The organism is Hyphomicrobium sp. 2TAF46, assembly GCF_052114865.1.
In the GTDB taxonomy this organism is placed as follows: domain Bacteria; phylum Pseudomonadota; class Alphaproteobacteria; order Rhizobiales; family Hyphomicrobiaceae; genus Hyphomicrobium_B.
This window is the reverse complement of record NZ_JBFRFO010000011.1, coordinates 23,565-40,809: the sequence shown is the minus strand read 5'-3', so window position 1 is coordinate 40,809 and position 17,245 is coordinate 23,565. Positions and strand designations below refer to the sequence as shown.

20 protein-coding genes are annotated in these 17,245 nt (G+C 58.6%); 12 read left to right on the top strand and 8 right to left on the bottom strand.

Going from position 1 to position 17,245, the window contains the following annotated elements; genetic code table 11:
• The 9 genes from AB4Z24_RS20025 to AB4Z24_RS19985 are packed head-to-tail and all read left to right on the top strand — an operon-like array spanning position 1 to position 7,996.
• Positions 1–1,059, top strand: a complete 1,059-nt coding sequence (locus AB4Z24_RS20025; RefSeq protein ID WP_441711024.1) for an AAA family ATPase — start codon at positions 1–3, stop codon at positions 1,057–1,059.
• The gene (locus AB4Z24_RS20020; RefSeq protein ID WP_441711022.1) at positions 1,056–1,913 is read left to right on the top strand and encodes a DUF58 domain-containing protein; all 858 of its coding nucleotides are present in this window, start codon (positions 1,056–1,058) and stop codon (positions 1,911–1,913) included. The genes AB4Z24_RS20025 and AB4Z24_RS20020 overlap by 4 nt, the downstream gene beginning before the upstream one ends.
• Positions 1,913–2,893, top strand: coding sequence for a nonribosomal peptide synthetase MxaA (locus tag AB4Z24_RS20015; RefSeq protein WP_441711020.1), 981 nt, complete (start codon positions 1,913–1,915; stop codon positions 2,891–2,893). The genes AB4Z24_RS20020 and AB4Z24_RS20015 overlap by 1 nt, the downstream gene beginning before the upstream one ends.
• Positions 2,890–3,894, top strand: coding sequence for a vWA domain-containing protein (locus AB4Z24_RS20010; RefSeq protein ID WP_441711018.1), 1,005 nt, complete (start codon positions 2,890–2,892; stop codon positions 3,892–3,894). The genes AB4Z24_RS20015 and AB4Z24_RS20010 overlap by 4 nt, the downstream gene beginning before the upstream one ends.
• Positions 3,884–4,465, top strand: coding sequence for a hypothetical protein (locus AB4Z24_RS20005; protein WP_441711016.1), 582 nt, complete (start codon positions 3,884–3,886; stop codon positions 4,463–4,465). The genes AB4Z24_RS20010 and AB4Z24_RS20005 overlap by 11 nt, the downstream gene beginning before the upstream one ends.
• Positions 4,462–5,487, top strand: coding sequence for a vWA domain-containing protein (locus AB4Z24_RS20000; RefSeq protein WP_441711015.1), 1,026 nt, complete (start codon positions 4,462–4,464; stop codon positions 5,485–5,487). The genes AB4Z24_RS20005 and AB4Z24_RS20000 overlap by 4 nt, the downstream gene beginning before the upstream one ends.
• Complete coding sequence (locus AB4Z24_RS19995) at positions 5,477–6,019, top strand: SRPBCC family protein (RefSeq protein WP_441711013.1); 543 nt, start codon at positions 5,477–5,479, stop codon at positions 6,017–6,019. The genes AB4Z24_RS20000 and AB4Z24_RS19995 overlap by 11 nt, the downstream gene beginning before the upstream one ends.
• Positions 6,016–6,981, top strand: coding sequence for a YVTN family beta-propeller repeat protein (locus AB4Z24_RS19990; RefSeq protein ID WP_441711011.1), 966 nt, complete (start codon positions 6,016–6,018; stop codon positions 6,979–6,981). The genes AB4Z24_RS19995 and AB4Z24_RS19990 overlap by 4 nt, the downstream gene beginning before the upstream one ends.
• Positions 6,965–7,996, top strand: a complete 1,032-nt coding sequence (locus AB4Z24_RS19985) for a TraB/GumN family protein (RefSeq protein ID WP_441711009.1) — start codon at positions 6,965–6,967, stop codon at positions 7,994–7,996. The genes AB4Z24_RS19990 and AB4Z24_RS19985 overlap by 17 nt, the downstream gene beginning before the upstream one ends.
• Before the next feature lie 374 nt (positions 7,997–8,370).
• Here the strand turns inward: AB4Z24_RS19985 and AB4Z24_RS19980 are convergent, their stop codons facing one another.
• From AB4Z24_RS19980 to AB4Z24_RS19960, 5 genes are all read right to left on the bottom strand, one after another.
• Positions 8,371–8,754, bottom strand: coding sequence for a hypothetical protein (locus AB4Z24_RS19980; protein WP_441711007.1), 384 nt, complete (start codon positions 8,752–8,754; stop codon positions 8,371–8,373).
• 213 nt (positions 8,755–8,967) lie between these two features.
• Positions 8,968–9,372: an EF-hand domain-containing protein gene (locus AB4Z24_RS19975; protein ID WP_441711005.1), complete on the bottom strand. Its 405-nt coding sequence runs from the start codon at positions 9,370–9,372 to the stop codon at positions 8,968–8,970.
• Between the two features lie 358 nt (positions 9,373–9,730).
• Positions 9,731–10,348 (bottom strand): response regulator transcription factor, encoded by a 618-nt coding sequence (locus AB4Z24_RS19970; protein ID WP_441711004.1) that lies wholly within the window; start codon positions 10,346–10,348, stop codon positions 9,731–9,733.
• A 365-nt stretch (positions 10,349–10,713) separates the two neighbouring features.
• Positions 10,714–10,869 carry a hypothetical protein gene (locus tag AB4Z24_RS19965; RefSeq protein ID WP_441711002.1) on the bottom strand — a complete coding sequence of 52 codons (156 nt, stop codon included), beginning with the start codon at positions 10,867–10,869 and terminating at the stop codon, positions 10,714–10,716.
• Positions 10,870–11,210: 341 nt separating this feature from the next.
• Positions 11,211–11,651: a group III truncated hemoglobin gene (locus tag AB4Z24_RS19960; protein ID WP_441711000.1), complete on the bottom strand. Its 441-nt coding sequence runs from the start codon at positions 11,649–11,651 to the stop codon at positions 11,211–11,213.
• Between the two features lie 88 nt (positions 11,652–11,739).
• On the opposite strand from AB4Z24_RS19960, the gene AB4Z24_RS19955 reads away from it, so the two are divergent.
• Together AB4Z24_RS19955 and AB4Z24_RS19950 are read left to right on the top strand one after the other, a co-directional pair.
• Positions 11,740–12,177, top strand: coding sequence for an Rrf2 family transcriptional regulator (locus AB4Z24_RS19955; protein WP_441710998.1), 438 nt, complete (start codon positions 11,740–11,742; stop codon positions 12,175–12,177).
• A 23-nt stretch (positions 12,178–12,200) separates the two neighbouring features.
• Positions 12,201–13,184, top strand: a complete 984-nt coding sequence (locus AB4Z24_RS19950; RefSeq protein ID WP_441710996.1) for an NAD(P)H-dependent flavin oxidoreductase — start codon at positions 12,201–12,203, stop codon at positions 13,182–13,184.
• A 116-nt stretch (positions 13,185–13,300) separates the two neighbouring features.
• Here the strand turns inward: AB4Z24_RS19950 and AB4Z24_RS19945 are convergent, their stop codons facing one another.
• Positions 13,301–13,606 carry a hypothetical protein gene (locus AB4Z24_RS19945; RefSeq protein ID WP_441710994.1) on the bottom strand — a complete coding sequence of 102 codons (306 nt, stop codon included), beginning with the start codon at positions 13,604–13,606 and terminating at the stop codon, positions 13,301–13,303.
• Positions 13,607–14,153: 547 nt separating this feature from the next.
• Positions 14,154–14,351 carry a hypothetical protein gene (locus tag AB4Z24_RS19940; protein ID WP_441710993.1) on the bottom strand — a complete coding sequence of 66 codons (198 nt, stop codon included), beginning with the start codon at positions 14,349–14,351 and terminating at the stop codon, positions 14,154–14,156.
• A 152-nt stretch (positions 14,352–14,503) separates the two neighbouring features.
• On the opposite strand from AB4Z24_RS19940, the gene AB4Z24_RS19935 reads away from it, so the two are divergent.
• Complete coding sequence (locus AB4Z24_RS19935) at positions 14,504–15,949, top strand: tetratricopeptide repeat protein (RefSeq protein ID WP_441710991.1); 1,446 nt, start codon at positions 14,504–14,506, stop codon at positions 15,947–15,949.
• A 94-nt stretch (positions 15,950–16,043) separates the two neighbouring features.
• Here the strand turns inward: AB4Z24_RS19935 and AB4Z24_RS19930 are convergent, their stop codons facing one another.
• On the bottom strand, positions 16,044–16,661 hold the full coding sequence (locus AB4Z24_RS19930; RefSeq protein WP_441710989.1) for an OmpA family protein: 618 nt from the start codon (positions 16,659–16,661) through the stop codon (positions 16,044–16,046).
• Positions 16,662–17,245 lie beyond the last annotated feature (584 nt).

Below are 17,245 nucleotides of genomic sequence, written 5' to 3'. Positions count from 1 at the left end.
ATGAATCGCCCAACCCTTGACCGGCCAGATACAGACGACCGCATCGGACCGCTAGATCTCGATGACTGGCGCAGTAGCGCTTTGAATTTCGAACGCGAGATTGCGAAAGCAGTCGTCGGTCAAGAGCGCGCCATTCGATTATTGACCATCGCCGTTTTCGCGCGCGGCCACGTTTTGCTCGAGGGCGATGTCGGCGTCGGCAAGACGACGCTCCTCAGGGCTGTCGCCCGCGCACTTGGCGGTGCCTATGAGCGCATCGAAGGCACGATTGATCTGATGCCTTCCGACATGATCTATTACACATTTCTTAATGAGGACGGGAAGCCACGCGTCGAGCCCGGACCGGTGCTGCGCCACGGCAGCGATCTCTCTGTCTTCTTTTTCAACGAGATCAACCGCGCACGTCCGCAGGTGCATTCACTGCTCCTCAGATTGATGGCCGAACGCAGCATCACGGCTTTCAATATGGAGCATGTGTTCCCGTATCTGCTGGTCTTCGCAGATCGCAACCGTATCGAGCGCGAAGAAACATTTGAGCTCCCCGCTGCTGCGAGAGACCGCTTTTTGATGGAAGTGGCCATCTCGGCGCCGTCGGATGAAAAATCACGGCGCGATCTCATTTTTGCGACGCGGTTCCATGATGTCGATACGCTGATCGCGTCGCTCAACGACGGTGTACTCGACTATCGCCGGCTCAACACGCTCGCCAACGTCATCCAGAACACGATCATCGTGAGCCCCGCTCTCGAGCGCTATGTTCTCGATCTTTGGAAAGCCATCCGCGAACCCGCATCGGCCGGCATTCAGATTGCCAATGTCGATATCAACAGGCTGATCGCGGGCGGAGCGAGTCCCCGCGGCATGAGCTATCTCATTCGCGCGGCGCGCGTCTCAGCTTGGCTTTCCGGCCGCGACATGGTCGTGCCGGAAGACATTCGAGATATCTTCCACGAGTGCATGGCGCATCGCATATTCCTCACGCCCGTATACGAGCTGAGACGCGAGGAAATCGTACGATCCCTGATCGCCGATGTCTTTGCCAAGGTCCCGGCGCCATGAACGATGAGGCTAAAGATCTAGCCTATAGCATCCCGTGGCGGACGAGCAGTATTCGCGTGGGTTCGCACAAAAGCTTCCTATCGGGGAGCGGCGGCTTATTTCGCGATATCGTGCCGCTGTCGACCTTTCCCGATCCGCGCCGCATCGCCATTCGGGCGTCTCTGAGCGATCCGTTCGAGCGGCTTCTTGTCCGCCGGGCCGAACAGCCGAGTGCCATCGACATCGCCGTTCTTGTCGATGTCTCCGCGTCGATGGCATTCGAGGGCCGGTGCGATAAGATCGCTCTCGCGGCGGATATCGCTCAAGCATTGGCCATCTGTACGGAGCGCGCAGGTGATACCTTTGCGCTCTATCCGTTCGACAAGGTTCTTCGGCAAGATCTTCTGTTGCGCAAGACGTTGTCCCGCGCCGCGCACGCTGACGCGATCGAACGCCTTCGTCTGTTCGCGCCAGTTCAACCCGGCGTCGAGGGCCTGGCGGAAGCCGGCGCGGCAATAGCCGGATCAAAGAAGCTCGTTTTTCTCATTTCTGATTTCTTATGGCCGCAGGAGGCGGCGCAGACGGCGGCAGAGGCGCTCGCTTTCCACGATATCGTTCCGATCGAGATCAGGGACAGCCTCGAACTCGACGGTCTTCCCGAATGGGGTCTCCTCAATCTCAAAGATCTTGAAACCGGAAGGCATCGGCTCGTGGCCATGAGACCGACGCTTAAGGCCCGGTGGCGGGCGCAGAGGAACCAGCAGCGCCGGGGCATTTTTCAAGCGTTACACGCGGCGTCGCGCGAGACGTTCACAGTCAACGATAAGATCGACTGGATGTCGTTCACGTCGTTTCTGCTGCACGGAGCGGCCTGATGCGCAGCTGGCTCGCCATCGCATTCCTCCTTCTGAGCGTTGGAGGAAGTTCAGCTGCCATCGATGCCGTAAACGTCTATGAGCCGCGAAAGTTCGGGCACTTTCTCGGCGATACGCTGGAGCGGCGGGTCGAAGTCATCACGAGCGGCAATACCGAGCTTTTCACGGCAGCGCTGCCGCGGCCGGGAGCCCTCACATATTGGTTGGATCTCATCTCCATCGATCATCGCGAGCGCGAAGAGGACGGGCGCAGAATTTATGATATCACGTTAAAATACCAGATTTTCTATTCGGCGCTCGAGGCCAAGCAGCTCGACATTCCGTCGTTTCCGTTGAGGTTCAAGAACCCAAATAGCGTCGCGCCCGACGGCACAGCACCCAGCGAGCCGTCCGCCGCTTCTCAGCCCGGCAATTATACGGCGACGGTCCCGGCGCTTCGGCTCGTGATTTCTCCGCTCCGCGACATCGTCCTCGATGACTTGATGCCGGAGAAGACCGGCGACATATCCGACGTCATGCGGCCGGATGCGGTCCCGCAAGAGATAAGCGTTGCTTCAAGGGAACGGTTGCTCTGGGTTTCCGCAGGCGCGCTCGCCGGTTCAGGTCTCCTGCTGCTTTGGCATTATGCAATCTGGCCCTTCGCACGCCGCGCCAAGCGCCCGTTCACGCAAGCTGATCGGCAAATCAGGAGCCTTCAGTCTGCGGGAGCGGGCGAAGCCCCCTATCGCGACTCCCTGCTCCTTCTCCATCGCGCGTTCGATCAATCCGCCGGGCGCCGGGTCTTCTCGGCGGACGTTCCGGAATTCGTCGCCCAGCATCAGCGCTTTTCGAGCCTGTTGCCGAGGCTCAAGTCGTTCTTCGAAAGCTCGCAGCTCTACTTCTTTTCCGATGACCGACGTGCGGCGGAAGACCGCCTTCCAATCGGCGATCTGGCGCGGCTCGCGGCTGACCTCGCACGCGAAGAGAGGTCATCTGCATGATCTTCACGAATTCGATCGCGCTCTACCTCCTTCCGCTCGCACTCATTCCGCTTTTTCTCGGAATGCAGCGGCAGGAATCGTATCCCTCCCTCGCCGGGCTCGAACCAGACAGGCTTTCCCGGGCGATAAGCTGGGCGCTCCGCCTCGCAGGCGTTGCCGCAATCGCTAGCCTTATTCTCGGCATGGCTGGTGTCGCATTGCGCGAACGGACTGTCGAGCGCTTCGGTCAAGGTGCGCATATCGTTTTGCTGATCGATCGCTCGGCGAGCATGAACGACACCTTCGCCGGCAGGCAGCCGAGTGGAGCAGAAGAATCCAAATCGTCGGCCGCCAAGCGGCTGATCAAAGAATTCGTCGTCGAGCGTGAGCACGACCGGTTCGGCGTCGCCGCGTTTTCAACGGCACCGATGCACGTTGTGCCGATCACCGATCATAAGGACATCGTGCTTGGTGCTATCGATGCGATCGATCGTCCCGGGCTCGCCTTCACGGACGTCGGACGCGGCCTCGCAATGGCGCTCAGCATGATCGAAGAAGACGTGCATCAAGGCTCGCGCGCGATCGTACTGGTTTCCGACGGCGTGGCTGTAGTCGGACGAAGAATCCAAGATGCTCTCAGAATGGAATTCGCACGCAGACCGGTGCATCTCTATTTTGTCTATCTAAGGACTGAGGGCTCCAACAGCATGTTTGCGGAGCCCGCCCCCGGCGTCGAGGACACGCCACAGGCACTGCCGGAGCGGCACCTGAATAAATTCTTTCAGAGCCTGCGCATTCCCTATCACGCCTATGAGGCCGAGAACGCGGCAGCGATAAAGAGCGCGATCACCGATATCGGCAAGCTCGAGCAGACGCCGCTCGTCTACACGGAACGCGTCCCACAGTACGATTTGTCCCGGTGGGCCTATGTGCTGGCTGCGCTCGCTCTCGGTCTTCTGCTTGCGGCAAAGCTTTGCGAACGCACTCTCAAGCTTCCGGGGGCGCCTGGCCATGCGGCTTAATTCGATCCTGACGTTCCTGGCTTCGCAGCGCGGCACTGCAATTTGGATTCTGGCTGCTGCGAGCGTGCTGTGGTTTGGATACGCGGTTGACAGTCTGATCAGCGCTAGGCGCTCAAACGATAACATCCGCCAGCTTGTCGAGCGTCACGACGTTCCGGTCGACATCAAGCGCGCGCATCCGCAAGAAATCCTGGCGCGCATCGATGAATCGGTGCGCCGCGATCATATCGATGACGCGCAATCAATTCTGAGCATCGCAGGAGAGCGCCTTCCTCCGACCGTACGCGCATCCGCGCTCTACAATATCGCGAATACCAGGACACGCTTGGCGGCGGAGGCTGTCCGCAGAGGCGACATCGACAGCGCCACGGCGATGATCAACCTCGCAAAATCCGAATACCGGCTGGCGTTGAAACTGGATTCTGAGAACTGGGATGCTCGGCATAATCTTGATGTTGCGATGCGCGTCGTTCGCGATTTTCCTCAAGCCGACAATCCGGATCTTTCCTCGCCCGATGCGCCGAAGAAGCTATGGACGGATCTTCCCGGCATCCCAAAGGGATTGCCATGAATTTCCTGGGCGTCAACTTCGACCGGCGCATGCTTTTGCTGCTTGGTGCGCTGGCTGCGACGATCGTGGCGATCATCGGTATTCACATCATTCGCAATCAGCGTATCGCGGATGTTCTCGCCATCGTTGATATCACCGGCAGCATGAATACGCGGGACATGGGCAACCCTCGCGGGTCGCTCAACCGGCTGGAAGCGGCGCGCCAGGCTCTCATCGACATGATGCAGGATCTGCCGTGCCAATCGCGCCTCGGGCTCGGCATCTTTTCCGAACGGATTTCGTATCTGCTTCTCGACCCGGTGGAGATCTGCCGCAACTACGATGCACTCGAGGGTGCCGTCTCGGGGCTTGACTGGCGTATGGCCTGGCAAGGCGACAGCTTCATTGCCAAAGGGCTTTATTCTGGAATCGACATCGCAGCGAGCCTGAAATCCGATCTTATCTTCCTCACCGACGGTCATGAGGCACCGCCGCTTCCATTTACCGGCGTCCCGGAGTTCGACGGTAAGCCCGGCGCGGTGAAGGGCCTGATCGTCGGCGTCGGCGGCAACGAAAAGACGCCGATCCCGAAGTATGACGACGAGGGCCGCCAGGTCGGCGTCTACAGTGAAAAGGACATTCCGCAGGACAATCGCATCGGGGCGGCGCCAAATGATGCCGAAACCCGTGAGGGTTACAACCCGAGGAACGCTCCGTTTGGCGCCATGCCGGCTACTGGCGACGAGCAGCTGTCCTCCGTCAAGACTGCGCATCTTCAGGATCTCGCTTCGCGTACGGGTCTCGCCTATGTCGAACTGCAAAACGTCAGTGCGATAGCGCCGAAGCTTTTGTCGTCTACCGAACCGCGCATCGTCCCCGTCAATACAGACATGGCCTATGTGCCGGCGCTGTTTGCGCTTTTGTCGATGCTCGCGCTTTACGCGCTGCAGCTGTTCGAAAGCCTACCGGCGCGTCGCAGCCAACGCCGCGCCTCCCCTCTTGTCAATTCGACCCTCAAAGGAGCGTTCGTGCATGCCCATTAAGTTTCGTCTTCTTCTAGCGTTTGCGGCCTTATCGGCTTGCGCAGGAAATGCCTCGGCCCACGGCCCTACTCCTCAAAAGGTTGAAGAGAAGATCGCGATCTCGGCTCCCCCAGCCGCCGTATGGCAACTGATCAAGGATTTCGGGAGCATCGGCACGTGGCATCCATCTGTCGCGAGCGTGAAAAGCGAAGGCGGCAATGGCAGCGGTGCGACGCGCACGCTGACACTCAAGAGCGGCGGCGGCGAGCTCGTCGAAAGCCTCGACGACTATCAAGAGAAAGACATGTCGTACGGCTATCGGCTCGCGACCGAAAATGACGACGCTTTCCCGGCAAGCTTCTATTCCGATACGATCCAAGTTGTACCCGCGTCCGGTGGCAGCGAAGTCGTCTGGGGCTCGCGCTTTTATCGCGCGGACACGACGAACGAGCCGCCTGAAAACAAGAACGACGAAGCCGCGATCAAGGCGACGGAAGATTTCATCAAAGCCGGGCTCGCCGGCATCAAGGCGAAAGCCGAGGGCAAGGGATGAAAGCTCTCGTAGGCCTTGCTGTCGCTCTTGCTCTCAATGCTGTCGCCCTCGCCGGCGCAACAACAGCGAGCGATGCGGAGCAAAAGGTCTACGTTCTCAGTCAGGACGACGGCGTGCTCTCCGTCATCGACACCGGCACGGATGAGATCGTCGGGAAAATCAAAATTCCCGGCAAGCCTGCATCCTTCACAATCAGCCCCGCTTTCGGCGAAGCGTTCGCGACGCTTCCCGAGAGCGGAGAAATTGCCGTTGTCGATCTTCGCCAACAGAAACTCACAAGGCGTTTGAAGATCGGCGGTCAGCCCTTCGGTATAGCCAGCGCTGGTGGCCGGCTTTTCGTTGGAGATTGGAGCGCCAATTCCGTCTCGGTCGTCGATCCGCAATCGGGCGATATCATCAGAAAGTTATCCGCCGGCCGCTCGCCGGCTCATCTCGTCGTTACACGGGATGGATCCAGGTTGTACGTCGCCGATCGCGAGGCAGACAGCGTCGCGGTCATCGACACGCGGCGTTTCGAAGTGCTGAAGGAAATTCCGGTCGGGCGCGCGCCCTTCGCCCTCGCCTTGAGTCTCGATGAAAAACAACTCGTCGTCGCCAATGTGCAAGCGGCGACGCTGTCGATCGTCGATACCTCAAAACTGCAAATCGTGTCGTCGCCGGCGACACGCGCAATGCCATATGGCGTTGCGATAACGCACAACGATGCCGAGATCCTCGTCTCCAACCAACAGGGAGGGAGCATATCGGTCTTCGACGCCCAGACGCATGCACCTCGCGCTGAAATCAAGGTCGGACGCTATCCCGAGGGTTTGGTTGCACTGAAGAATGGGAGCAAAGCTTATGTCGCGAACTGGTTTTCAGCGAGCGTTTCAGTTCTTGATCTCAAGACCAATACTGAAATCAAGCGCATCATTTGCCCCGAAGGTCCACGAATGGTTCTGGCCGGTGCGACGGAGCACTAATCGACTTCTCGCATGGACTGCGGCTGCGGCAGCGCTTGCGGCAACTGCCCAATTCCCGCTTCTCGCCTCCGCGAATGACGGATCGAACGATCTCTGTTCGCCGACCAGCGTTCTCTACGAGATCGATCACAACAATCGCCCACGCCTCGAAAAGATTCTCGACGATGCCAGCCGCGTCGCAAACGGCGATGCCGTGCTGTGGCGGGTCGAGAAGCAAAGTAAGCCAGACTCCTATCTTTTCGGGACGCTTCACGTCATCAACGACACCTTGCAGGAAATCTCGCCGGCGACACGGGCGGCCATCGATCAATCGAAAATCGTCGCCGTCGAGTCTGCGGAGGCATCGCGGAGTGCGTACTCAAACGCCATGGCGCAAGCCGCACCGCTGATGGTCTCCATGGACAAGGAACTTCAAAGTATCCTGGCCGAGGACGAAATCACCGTCGTGGAGAAAGCCATTACGAATGCGGGATACGCGCCGCAACTCGCGCTCGCGCTGAAGCCGTGGGTAGCCATAATGTTTCTCGCGGATTCCGCGTGTCAGAAAAAACTTCAAGAACGCGGCTCGAAATCGATGGACGCGCTCGTCGTCGATCGGGCAACCGCAAACGGCCTACCGGTCGTCGGCCTCGAGACGATGCTCGAGCAATACCGGTCGCTCGCGATGATCTCCCAAAAAGTGCAGGTCGCGTGGCTGAAGGCAAGCATCGAGCTCTACCCGCGCGTCGACGACATATCGCTGACCATGGCTGAACTTTACCGCTTCCGGCGTCTCGATGCCGTTTGGCCGCTGACGCAGGAATTGGCGCCCAGCGCGGGCCTGGACGATGCGACCTTGCAGTCGCTGCGGTTCGAACTCGTCAGCAAACGTAATTTGCGGATGTTGGAAAGCGCGTTGCCCTTGTTCGAGAGCGGCGGCGCTTTCGTCGCAATCGGCGCCATGCATCAAACCGGACCTGATGGGCTCGTTGCACTGCTCCGTCAGAGAGGTTTCACAGTGACGGCAATTGAATGAGGTTCATCGTGGCATTAACGCGGTACATAGTCGCGACAGTCGTTCTCACAACTCTCGCGATGAGCGGGGCGCCGATCGTGCCAGGCATGACGACTTCTGCTTACGCGGGTAAATTCTGCGGCCCGGATACGCAAAGCGGTGAGGCATCGGGCAAGACCGAGGCGGAAGCGAAAGATGCCGCTACGGCATGGTGGTCGTCGCGCGCAGGTTCGCTCGGCAAGGGCTACGAATTCTGGGACCAAGCGATGGACAAAAACGTGAGCTGCCATCCCGGACCGTTCGGTACGGTCAAATGCAAAGCTTCCGGAAAACCTTGCCTGCGCGAGGGGCAGCTGCCCGACGACGGACACAGGCAAGATCTTTTAGCGGCAGCTCTAAAGCTCGCTGTATGTTTTCGCCGATTGCATGGATCCGAAGTAGGTCCCGGTCCAGCGCTCAACTTTTTCGGGCAGAAAAATAAAGCTCTGCACTTTGTAAACCACCCCGCCACTTATGACGGTCTGATCGTTCGCGGCAATCGCATGGGCCGGCAGGAAGAAAGCGCAGGACTGTTTTCCGACGACCTTATTGACGGTGTTGGCGGCGATCTCTTCGCTGTCACCCGCGGCTTCGCGTTGGAGGAAAGCAACTTGATCGCTCTTTGCACCGCAGAAATATCCCGAAACCCGTATGGGATCGTCAGCGCGTGCCGTGGCAAAGGCGGAAGCGATGACCGTGGCGAGAAGGCAAGAGGCGCGCCAAATGTTCGTCCAATGCATCGGACATCTCCAAAGGCAGATGGTTCATACCCGTGTGAACCCAACCTCCAAGCGTCCCTCCGAACCTTTCTTCTCGATTTCCGAAAGCGTGAGGGAAAACTCGGTAGACCTCAACTGCGGCGGAGCCACACATCCCCGTAAAAAGCCGGATCGTCACAAGAGAAAAGGGCCGCCTGGACTGCGACTTGCTTACAGACCAGGCGACCAAGAAGACTATTCGACGAGAAGCAGGAAAGACTTCCCGGCGTCGGTTGAGAGTTCCTTGTCGTCGAGCGTGCCGTCGCCATCGGGATCGGCGGCCTTGAAGCGTGCTTCGACGAGCGTCTCGTATTCCTTTTGATCGAGTGTTCCGTCGCTGTCGGGATCCGCTGTCTTGATAGCGGCAGCATCGACGCGACCCGAAAGCTCCTTCGCATCGAGAGTGCCGTCCTTGTCAGGGTCCAGCTTCGCGAAGACCGCCGCAGCAGCAGATTTCGCTTCCTTCAAATCAACTGTCCCATCCTTATCGGGATCGAGAGCACTCAGACTCGTGGACGCCGCCAAAAGCGGGCTCGTATGGCCGAGGCTTACGAGCCCAGTGACCACGAGGGCAGCTGCACCCAGTAATTTCGATTTCATTCTAATAAACTCCTCTTGGATTGATCGCGCCGGTGCGGCATGAATTCGCCTGCTAACCGACAGATAAATTCCCGATACGCGTGACTTGTTGCAGCGTATCAGAGGATAATTTCCAAGCTTAAGGTGATATTTTGGAAGAAAAATCGGGAAAAATTCCTATTCTCTTGTTTGCGGTAGGGGATTCGCAGCCAGACGCGTTCAATATTTAAGAGCTTTCGCTGCTCTCATTGCCCCGCAGGGTACTGTCCAGGCGTGGTCGCCGCCCAGGCTTCGCTGGCGGGATTCGAGATCTACTCTCCGGAAAACGAAAATCGCCAGCGATCGTTCGCCCTGAGCGCTCGCCGAGTTGCAGTCAAGCTCAGACGAGTTTTAGCTCGACGGCAATGCGGACCATTTCCGAGGACGTGCGCGCGTTGAGCTTCGTGCGCAACATCGCGCAATCGGCCGCGACGGTCTTGTATGAGACGGAAATATCGTTGGCGATTTCAGCCATGCTACGCCCCCGGGCCAGCATCCTGAGAACGACGTGTTCGCGGTCGCTCAGCAATGCCGTCGTTCCGCCGGCACGAGATCTGATCAGCGCCATCTCCTGGATAAGGTCATCGGATATCCAGGAGCCCCCGCGTGCAACCGCGAGAACCGCATCTCTCAAGTCGAACGGGTTGCCATTCTTGCTGACATAACTTTTTGCCCCGCATTCGATTGCCTGAATGGCCAGCATCGGGGTGTCGCTCATCGAGAAAACGACGACCCGAGCGTTGGGATCATTAGTGACAAATTCGCGAGTGAGGTCGAGGCCAGAGCCATCGGGAAGATTGATATCGATGACGGTGACGTCGGGCGCCTCATCTTTCATCGCGATGCGTGCTGCGGACGCTGTCCGCGCTTCGATCATCGTCACTCCGTCATCTCCCGAAAACAAAGCCCGGCAACCGGAGATGACGATAGGATGGTCCTCGACCACGAGAAGCTTCACGTTGGCTCGCGCTCACCTTGACTACCAGATTAACTTTGGTTCTAGCGGGCGATGATCGATTATCAATGCCCATTTTTTGGGAACTTTTCCCGATTAAATTGCAAACTTTGCCAAGGTCCAATCATTACGGTCGACGTGTCTCAGCAGCGTGACGACGTCGTCGAAGTGAGCGTGCGAGATAACGGCCGCTGGCGAGACGATTTGTCAATTGACGGATTTGTCTTGAAAGCGAGGCGCGAGCGCGTCAACGCGCTCGCGGGGCCCTTGCTCTGCCCTCAACCGCCGACGGCGGGACTCTTCTGGACAATCGCTTGCCGGTTACGGCTACGGCACCTAAAGAACGCGAGACGCCGGCGCTTTAATTCCTATCCAAACATGCGGTAGATGATGCCCGGTGGATAGATGAATTCTCTCTTGCCCAGCACGATTGCGTAGTGGCGCCCGACACGAGGACAGACTCCAACGTAATAGTACACGCGGCCCCATTCGTCTTTGATCGAGTCATAAAGAGGTCCATCCATAAATTGGCCGATCCTCGCGCCCACCGGGCGCATATTCCGTAGGATGCAGAATTCCTGGCGTGCGTTGTCATCAATCCTGAGATCAAACGGCATCGCTCGCCCCGCATTTTGCCGGCGCTCTTGAGATGCACATTTTTCTGAAACCGGACACCATGCCACCTCCATTGAGATGGGGCCGTCCCCGATGGGTCACAAACGCCGGTCGTCCAGCGCGTCCTTGTATTCAGTTTATGCCAAGGCCGCGGCCACGGCAATTGGCCAAGGCCTCATGGCTGCCAGCTGAAAATTCAGCAGCCAACGCGGCTAGTTGGCGCGTCGAGCCAATACCCAGAATCGCGTGACTAACTTCTTTCCACGCGACGAGGCGCGTTGAGGACGGAATCGTCGCCACGACTGAGGGCTATGCCGAGACGAAGCGATTCGGCGATCCGCTCCGACCGGTCAATGAACAGCGCTGCAGCCTGAGGCGGGCAGACGTTCCGGGCAGTTTCTCTGAAAAGCGCCAGCCAACGTTCAAAATGTAGGTCCGATATCTCCGCGATTGCCGCGTGCACCGGCATCGGACGGCCTTTGTAACGGCCGGTCATCAAGACGACCGACGACCAGAATTCGCGCAGCTTTGCAAGGTGCTCGGTCCAGTCGGCAACGCGTGCCGCGAAGACAGGACCGAGAAGCTCGTCCTTTCTGACAGCCGCATAAAACGTGTCGACGAGAGTTCCGATCAGTTCTTCATCGATACCTGCGGCCACGCCGGGGGCATTGGGTCGGGGCGCAATGTGCATGATGTGACCTTTGACGATGGCTTGAATAAGATGTACGAACTATACATCTTATATGCCTTGCATCAAGGCGACACTTGCGGGAGTGGGCATGCGACTGACCGTCCTGTCGGATTATTCGCTCCGGGTGCTGATGTACCTCGGCACTCATGACGATCGGCTTTGCACGATCGCGGAAATCGCGCAGTCCTACGGAATTTCCGAAAATCATCTGATGAAGGTGGTGAACCGGCTCGGGCAATGCGGGTTCGTCGAGACGATGCGCGGACGTGGTGGCGGTCTGCGTCTCGGCCGTGAGGCGAAGACAATCACGATCGGCGAGGTCTTGCGGGCGACCGAAGATGATTTCCAGCTCGTGGAATGCTTCGGCGAAGACAGCATGTGCCGCATCAGCGAACCTTGCCGGTTGAAGCAGGCACTGCGGCGTGCGCTCAAAGCCTACTTCGCAGAGCTCGATAGCTGGACGCTGGCCGATATCGTCGGCAATCGGAAAGCGCTCAGCGCCATTCTCGATCATGCGCCGACCTGATCGCGTTAAAGGGGGAGCCCAACTTGCTAAGGACCAGACTTACAGAAAAGCTTGATCTGCGCCTTCCCGTCATTGGCGCGCCCATGGCGTTTGCCGCGGGAGGAAGGCTTGCGGCCGCGATCACCGACGCTGGCGGCCTTGGTCTTATCGGTGGCGGTTATGGTGATGCGGACTGGCTTTCGCAGGAGTTTGCCGCTGCCGGAAACCGGCGTGTCGGCTGCGGTTTCATTACGTGGGCGCTGCGCAAAAAGCCTGAGCTTCTCGATCTTGTGCTCGAACATCATCCGAAGGCCGTTCTCTTGTCCTTCGACGACCCGTCACCATTTGCCGCTCGCATCAAGGATCGGGGCATAACGCTGATCTGCCAGATTCAAACGCGGCGCGATGCCGAACACGCGCTCGATTGCGGCGCCGACGTCATTGTCGCCCAGGGCTCCGAGGCGGGAGGTCATGGTGAAAAACGTGGCACGTTCTCGCTCGTTCCTGAAATTGCGGATTTGATTGCCAAGGTGTCGCCCCCAACGCTCCTCTGCGCTGCTGGCGGCGTTGCGGACGGCCGAGGACTTGCGGCCGCGTTGATGCTTGGGGCCGACGGCGTTCTTGTCGGCTCACGCCTTTGGGCTTCGGAAGAAGCCAACGTCAGCACGCGAATGCACCAAGCGGCGCTTGGCGCGACGGGCGACGATACTATCCGATCGCAGGTCATGGACTTGGCACGGAAGCTCGATTGGCCGGCCCGATACAGCGCCCGCGTCCTCAAGAACCGCTTCATCGAACGGTGGCATGGACACGAAACAGAACTCCGCGCGGTCGCTGATGAAGAAGCCGTCAAATATCTCGCAGCTTGGGCAGCGGGAGATCCTGAGAATAGCAACACGTTCGTCGGTGAAGCAGCTGGCATAATCCATGAGATAGAACCCGTTGCGCGGATCCTGGATCGTATGGTGCAAGACGCGGAGCACCTGTTGTCGTCAGGGGCCAGCGCGAGCCGCCTTTCGCCAGCATGACTGACGAGATCCATGTCGTGAACACTTAGCGGGCGGGCGACAAGCGATCCGCACACTCGAAACCCGGAAGTCTCCTACCGGGTTTCGAGCTGACTTATGTCGTACTCAAGACAGCCTTAGTACTTCTTCGGGCACCAAGATTCCGTCGAGGATTTGCATGCCTCGGGGAAGGCCTTCGCCATTTTCTCCGCCGCAGCCCATTCCTGCGGATCGATGCTGTTGTTCACGTCCGTGTCGATCGCTGTAAACGTCGGCGCCGGATCGAGCTTCAACTTGGACACGTTCGCTTCGTACTCCGTGCGACTGATCGTGCCGTTGCCATCGGTGTCGAGTATCTTGAAATTGTCAGCCCAGCTGCCAGCAACGGCCGCTGTGCCCGAAAGCAGTAGAAACGAAGCGAAAGCGACCCATTTTTTGGTCATTGCGTCTTCTCCCTAATATTTCGTTCTATCGTCATGACGTCGTTGGCCTTGCGGCCAACGATTCTGCCGCCGGTTTTTGGCGGCCCCCAACGGGCGCCTTCTGGCCAATCTTAATCAATGGCAAGCCTTCCAAATCCAGGCGGGACATTCTGGCAGGCGCGTCAGGACGACGGAGTTTTGCTTTTGGCCCCTGGCGAAATGAGACGTGCGCCTCGCTTTGCGACGCTCATGGGGGCAACACGGGCAACAATTCGTTTCAACGCCGCGAAGAAGGCGCGAGGCGTTGCGGAGGCAGCGGGCGGCAATCCTTAGAGAGCGTCACTCTGCGAAAGCGAAGGTCGCGAGGAGGCTGCCGCTGACGAAAGGAGGACTAAGCTGCTGGACGAGATTCCAGCACCCTGCTTCCGAACCCAATTGGGCTTCCTCTAGATTGTGGATCTAGAGGTCTCGACCTCTCCCTTACCAAGAAAGTGCTCTACCGACTGTGTGGCCTAGATAGTGCGCTTCGAGAGAGAGGTCGCTAGCCAATCGAACCAACAACGGACGGCTACTCAGCCATTCTCAGCATTCGGTGCTTGAGCTCTGGGTATCGCTCTTTCCTCTTTTCTTCGATGAGAAACGCTGCCAGCAGTTCGAGGCTTGTTTCGATCATCTCGCCCTGAAACGTGTCGCTAACTTTCGGGCTCCGCTTAAGCTTTTTCCCAGTCCGCTTCTTCGTCCGAAATCTGTCGATCACGGCGGTCATTGTCATACTGCTGCATATTTATCAGCGCCATTGACGCGTGCCGATGCAACATTTTAACGGCGACAAAGGAGTTTTCTGTCCCGCCCCTGACAGGCGCCGGGCTTTCGTAGTACGTTGACGACGTAATTTGGCAAATGGACCAGGAACCGCAGTTGAGACGCAAGATAGCTGCCATCCTCGCAGCCGATATCGCAGGTTATAGTCGCCTGGTCGCTGAGGACGAAGAAGAGACGCTGCGCCGCCTTGCCGTCTATCGCGGCGTCTTCGAGGACTTCGTGTCCCGTGCCGGAGGCCGCGTCTTCAACACGGCCGGTGACGGATTTCTTGCCGAGTTTCCCAGCGCTGTCGACGCCGTCCGCTGCGCGATTGACGCTCAGGAGAGCTTGAGAACGCGAAACCTGGCCTATCCGCCGAGCCGGCAGATGGCATTCCGCATGGGGCTGACGATCGGCGATGTGGTCGATCGCGACGGCGACCTTCTCGGCGACGGCGTCAATATCGCCGCCCGACTGCAGACCCTCGCCGAACCGGGCCGCATTTGCATATCCAAATCCGTCTACGATTCAGTGGCCAACAAGCTATCGGTGCAGTTCACCGACCTCGGCCCGCAGCAGGTGAAAAACATCCCGAGCCCGGTGCACGTCTTCGGTGTCGCGACCGGCGAGGTAGCGCCGCCCAAGTCGGCCCAGATCAAGCTTTCGGGCAAACCGAAGGTCGGGCCGGTCACGGCGGCGGCCGCAATAGTGGGCGCGTTGCTGGCCGGTGCGACGATCGCGATGTTGACGAAGACCGTCATCGAGCCCGCAAAGAAGACAACCGCGGAAGAAGCAACAAAGCCCGCGGCAGTTGAGGCGTCTCAGCCGGATGACGCAGCGAAGGCGCGTTCCGGCTCGCAGATCGAGGCGACGAAAGCGCCGGCAGCCGAACCCGCCGCGGCGGCTAGCATTACCCCGGCGACGACATCCCAGCCGACGACCGAAACAGCCGCCAACAATCCAAAGCCCGTGACGGCCAATCAGAGCGACGACGTGGCCTCGATGGGCCGATTGCGGCCGCGCTGGTGGAGTGAATGCAAGGGTGACGATCGTGCGGCGGCGATACGCGCCTGCCGCCGGCTCATCGATAACGGCGGGATCGAAGGGACGGATCTGGCGCTCGCGTACGAGAAGCTCGCATACGCGCAGCGGCAGGGCGGACAGCTCGACGATGCCATCACCTCTTTCACGACCTCGATAAGCACCGCGGAATCGGCCAGTGCCTATAATGAGCGCGGCACGGCCTATTTCCTAAAAGGCCAATTGAACGACGCGATGGCCGATTATGACCGCGCCATCGCTCTCGACGGCACCAATGGCAATGCGTTCAACAACCGTGCCTGGGTAAATTACAAGCTCGGCCGCATCAAGGAGGCCAAGGCCGACGCCGACAGGGCGCAAAGTCTGAGCCCCGCCAAAGCCGACGTCTATGATACCCGAGGCCACATCTTCGAAGCTCTGGGCGATCGGGCAGCGGCGATCAAGAGTTTTGAAAAGGCTCTTTCGCTCGACTCCACACTGCAATCCAGCGAAACGGCACTGAAGCGGTTGGGAGCGCGATAAAGGATAAAGGAAGAGCCCGGCAATCAAACCGGGCTCGATATTCCTTTCATCAATGCTCAATGCGACACCGAATACGGTTCGCAGTTACCTAATTCTATTCACCGAGATTGACGATTTGCACGCGGCGGTTCTCGGGCGCGTACGGGGCTTTCGGGTTTTTCGGCTGTTCCGGTCCATAGCCGACGGCGATCAGCTGATCATTCGTAAGATTGAACTCTTTGACCAGCGTTTCACGAACGGACTGCGCCCGCCGCTCGGAAAGCGACTGGTTGTAGCTCGGGCTGCCCGTCGCATCGGTATGTCCGGCAAGCAGGAAGCTTGCGCCTTTGAGCTGCGCGTTCTGCAGTGCATGGCCGAGAGCGTCGATCGCCGGGCGGGCGCTCGGAGAAATCTCCGCAGAGTTCAGCTCGAAGCGGATTTCCATGTCGTAGTTCGGCATGGACTTCGCAGCATCCGACAGGAGACCGCGCTCCTCCGCCGTGATCGCAATTCCCCGCGACGATTTCTGTTTCAGCGACTTGATCAGATCAGCAGTGGCGTTGTTGACGACGCCGCGCGTCGGACCTTTCGCCTTCAATGCGTCGACAAGGCTTGCGGCGCTCGGAGCGCTGGCGGATTCGCCGAAGGCAATACCGGTAGTCAAAACGAACGCGGTGCAGATCGCAGCCGCCGCGGTCACAAATGGGCGCGACCCCGATTCAAATCCGATCATGACGATGCATTCTCCCAAAGATCGACGCAAAATCTAACCAGCCCGAAGCCGGTCAGCAATGACAGTTCGCGAAAGCCGCGCCGAATTCGACTGCCCGCCTTAAGCGGGGCCGGCACTGGCCCGACTTTAAGCCGTACACCACCGAACTCTCATCCGGTCCAAACGCTGCGATAACGGACGGATTTCGAAATGATGGGAATAAGCTCCCCAAAATTCTCCATCCGATTTTTCATTTCCGTAGCGAATGCCGGCACCGCTGCCTGTTCCGAGCGGAACTCAACGCCAAACGCCTTTCGTAAGGGCGAATTAATTGCCCCCTCCATATGGAGGGGTGAATTCATTAAATTCCTGGATATTGGAGGATTTTTCTCAGTAAACAACATTCAAATGACGGGCGGAAATTCAGTTCCATTGTCTGTACGCAACACTATTGAGCAAACTGTGCCTAAGCGACCTGCAGGGGCTCTGGCGTAATAGCCGAATCATTACAAACAGGGTCTAGAAAAATCGGATCTCACTTTTCAGTAAGGGCGCGTGGCCGCGTCTTCTCCAAAGAGCGGCGCCCTGTCGAAATGGCAAGTTTG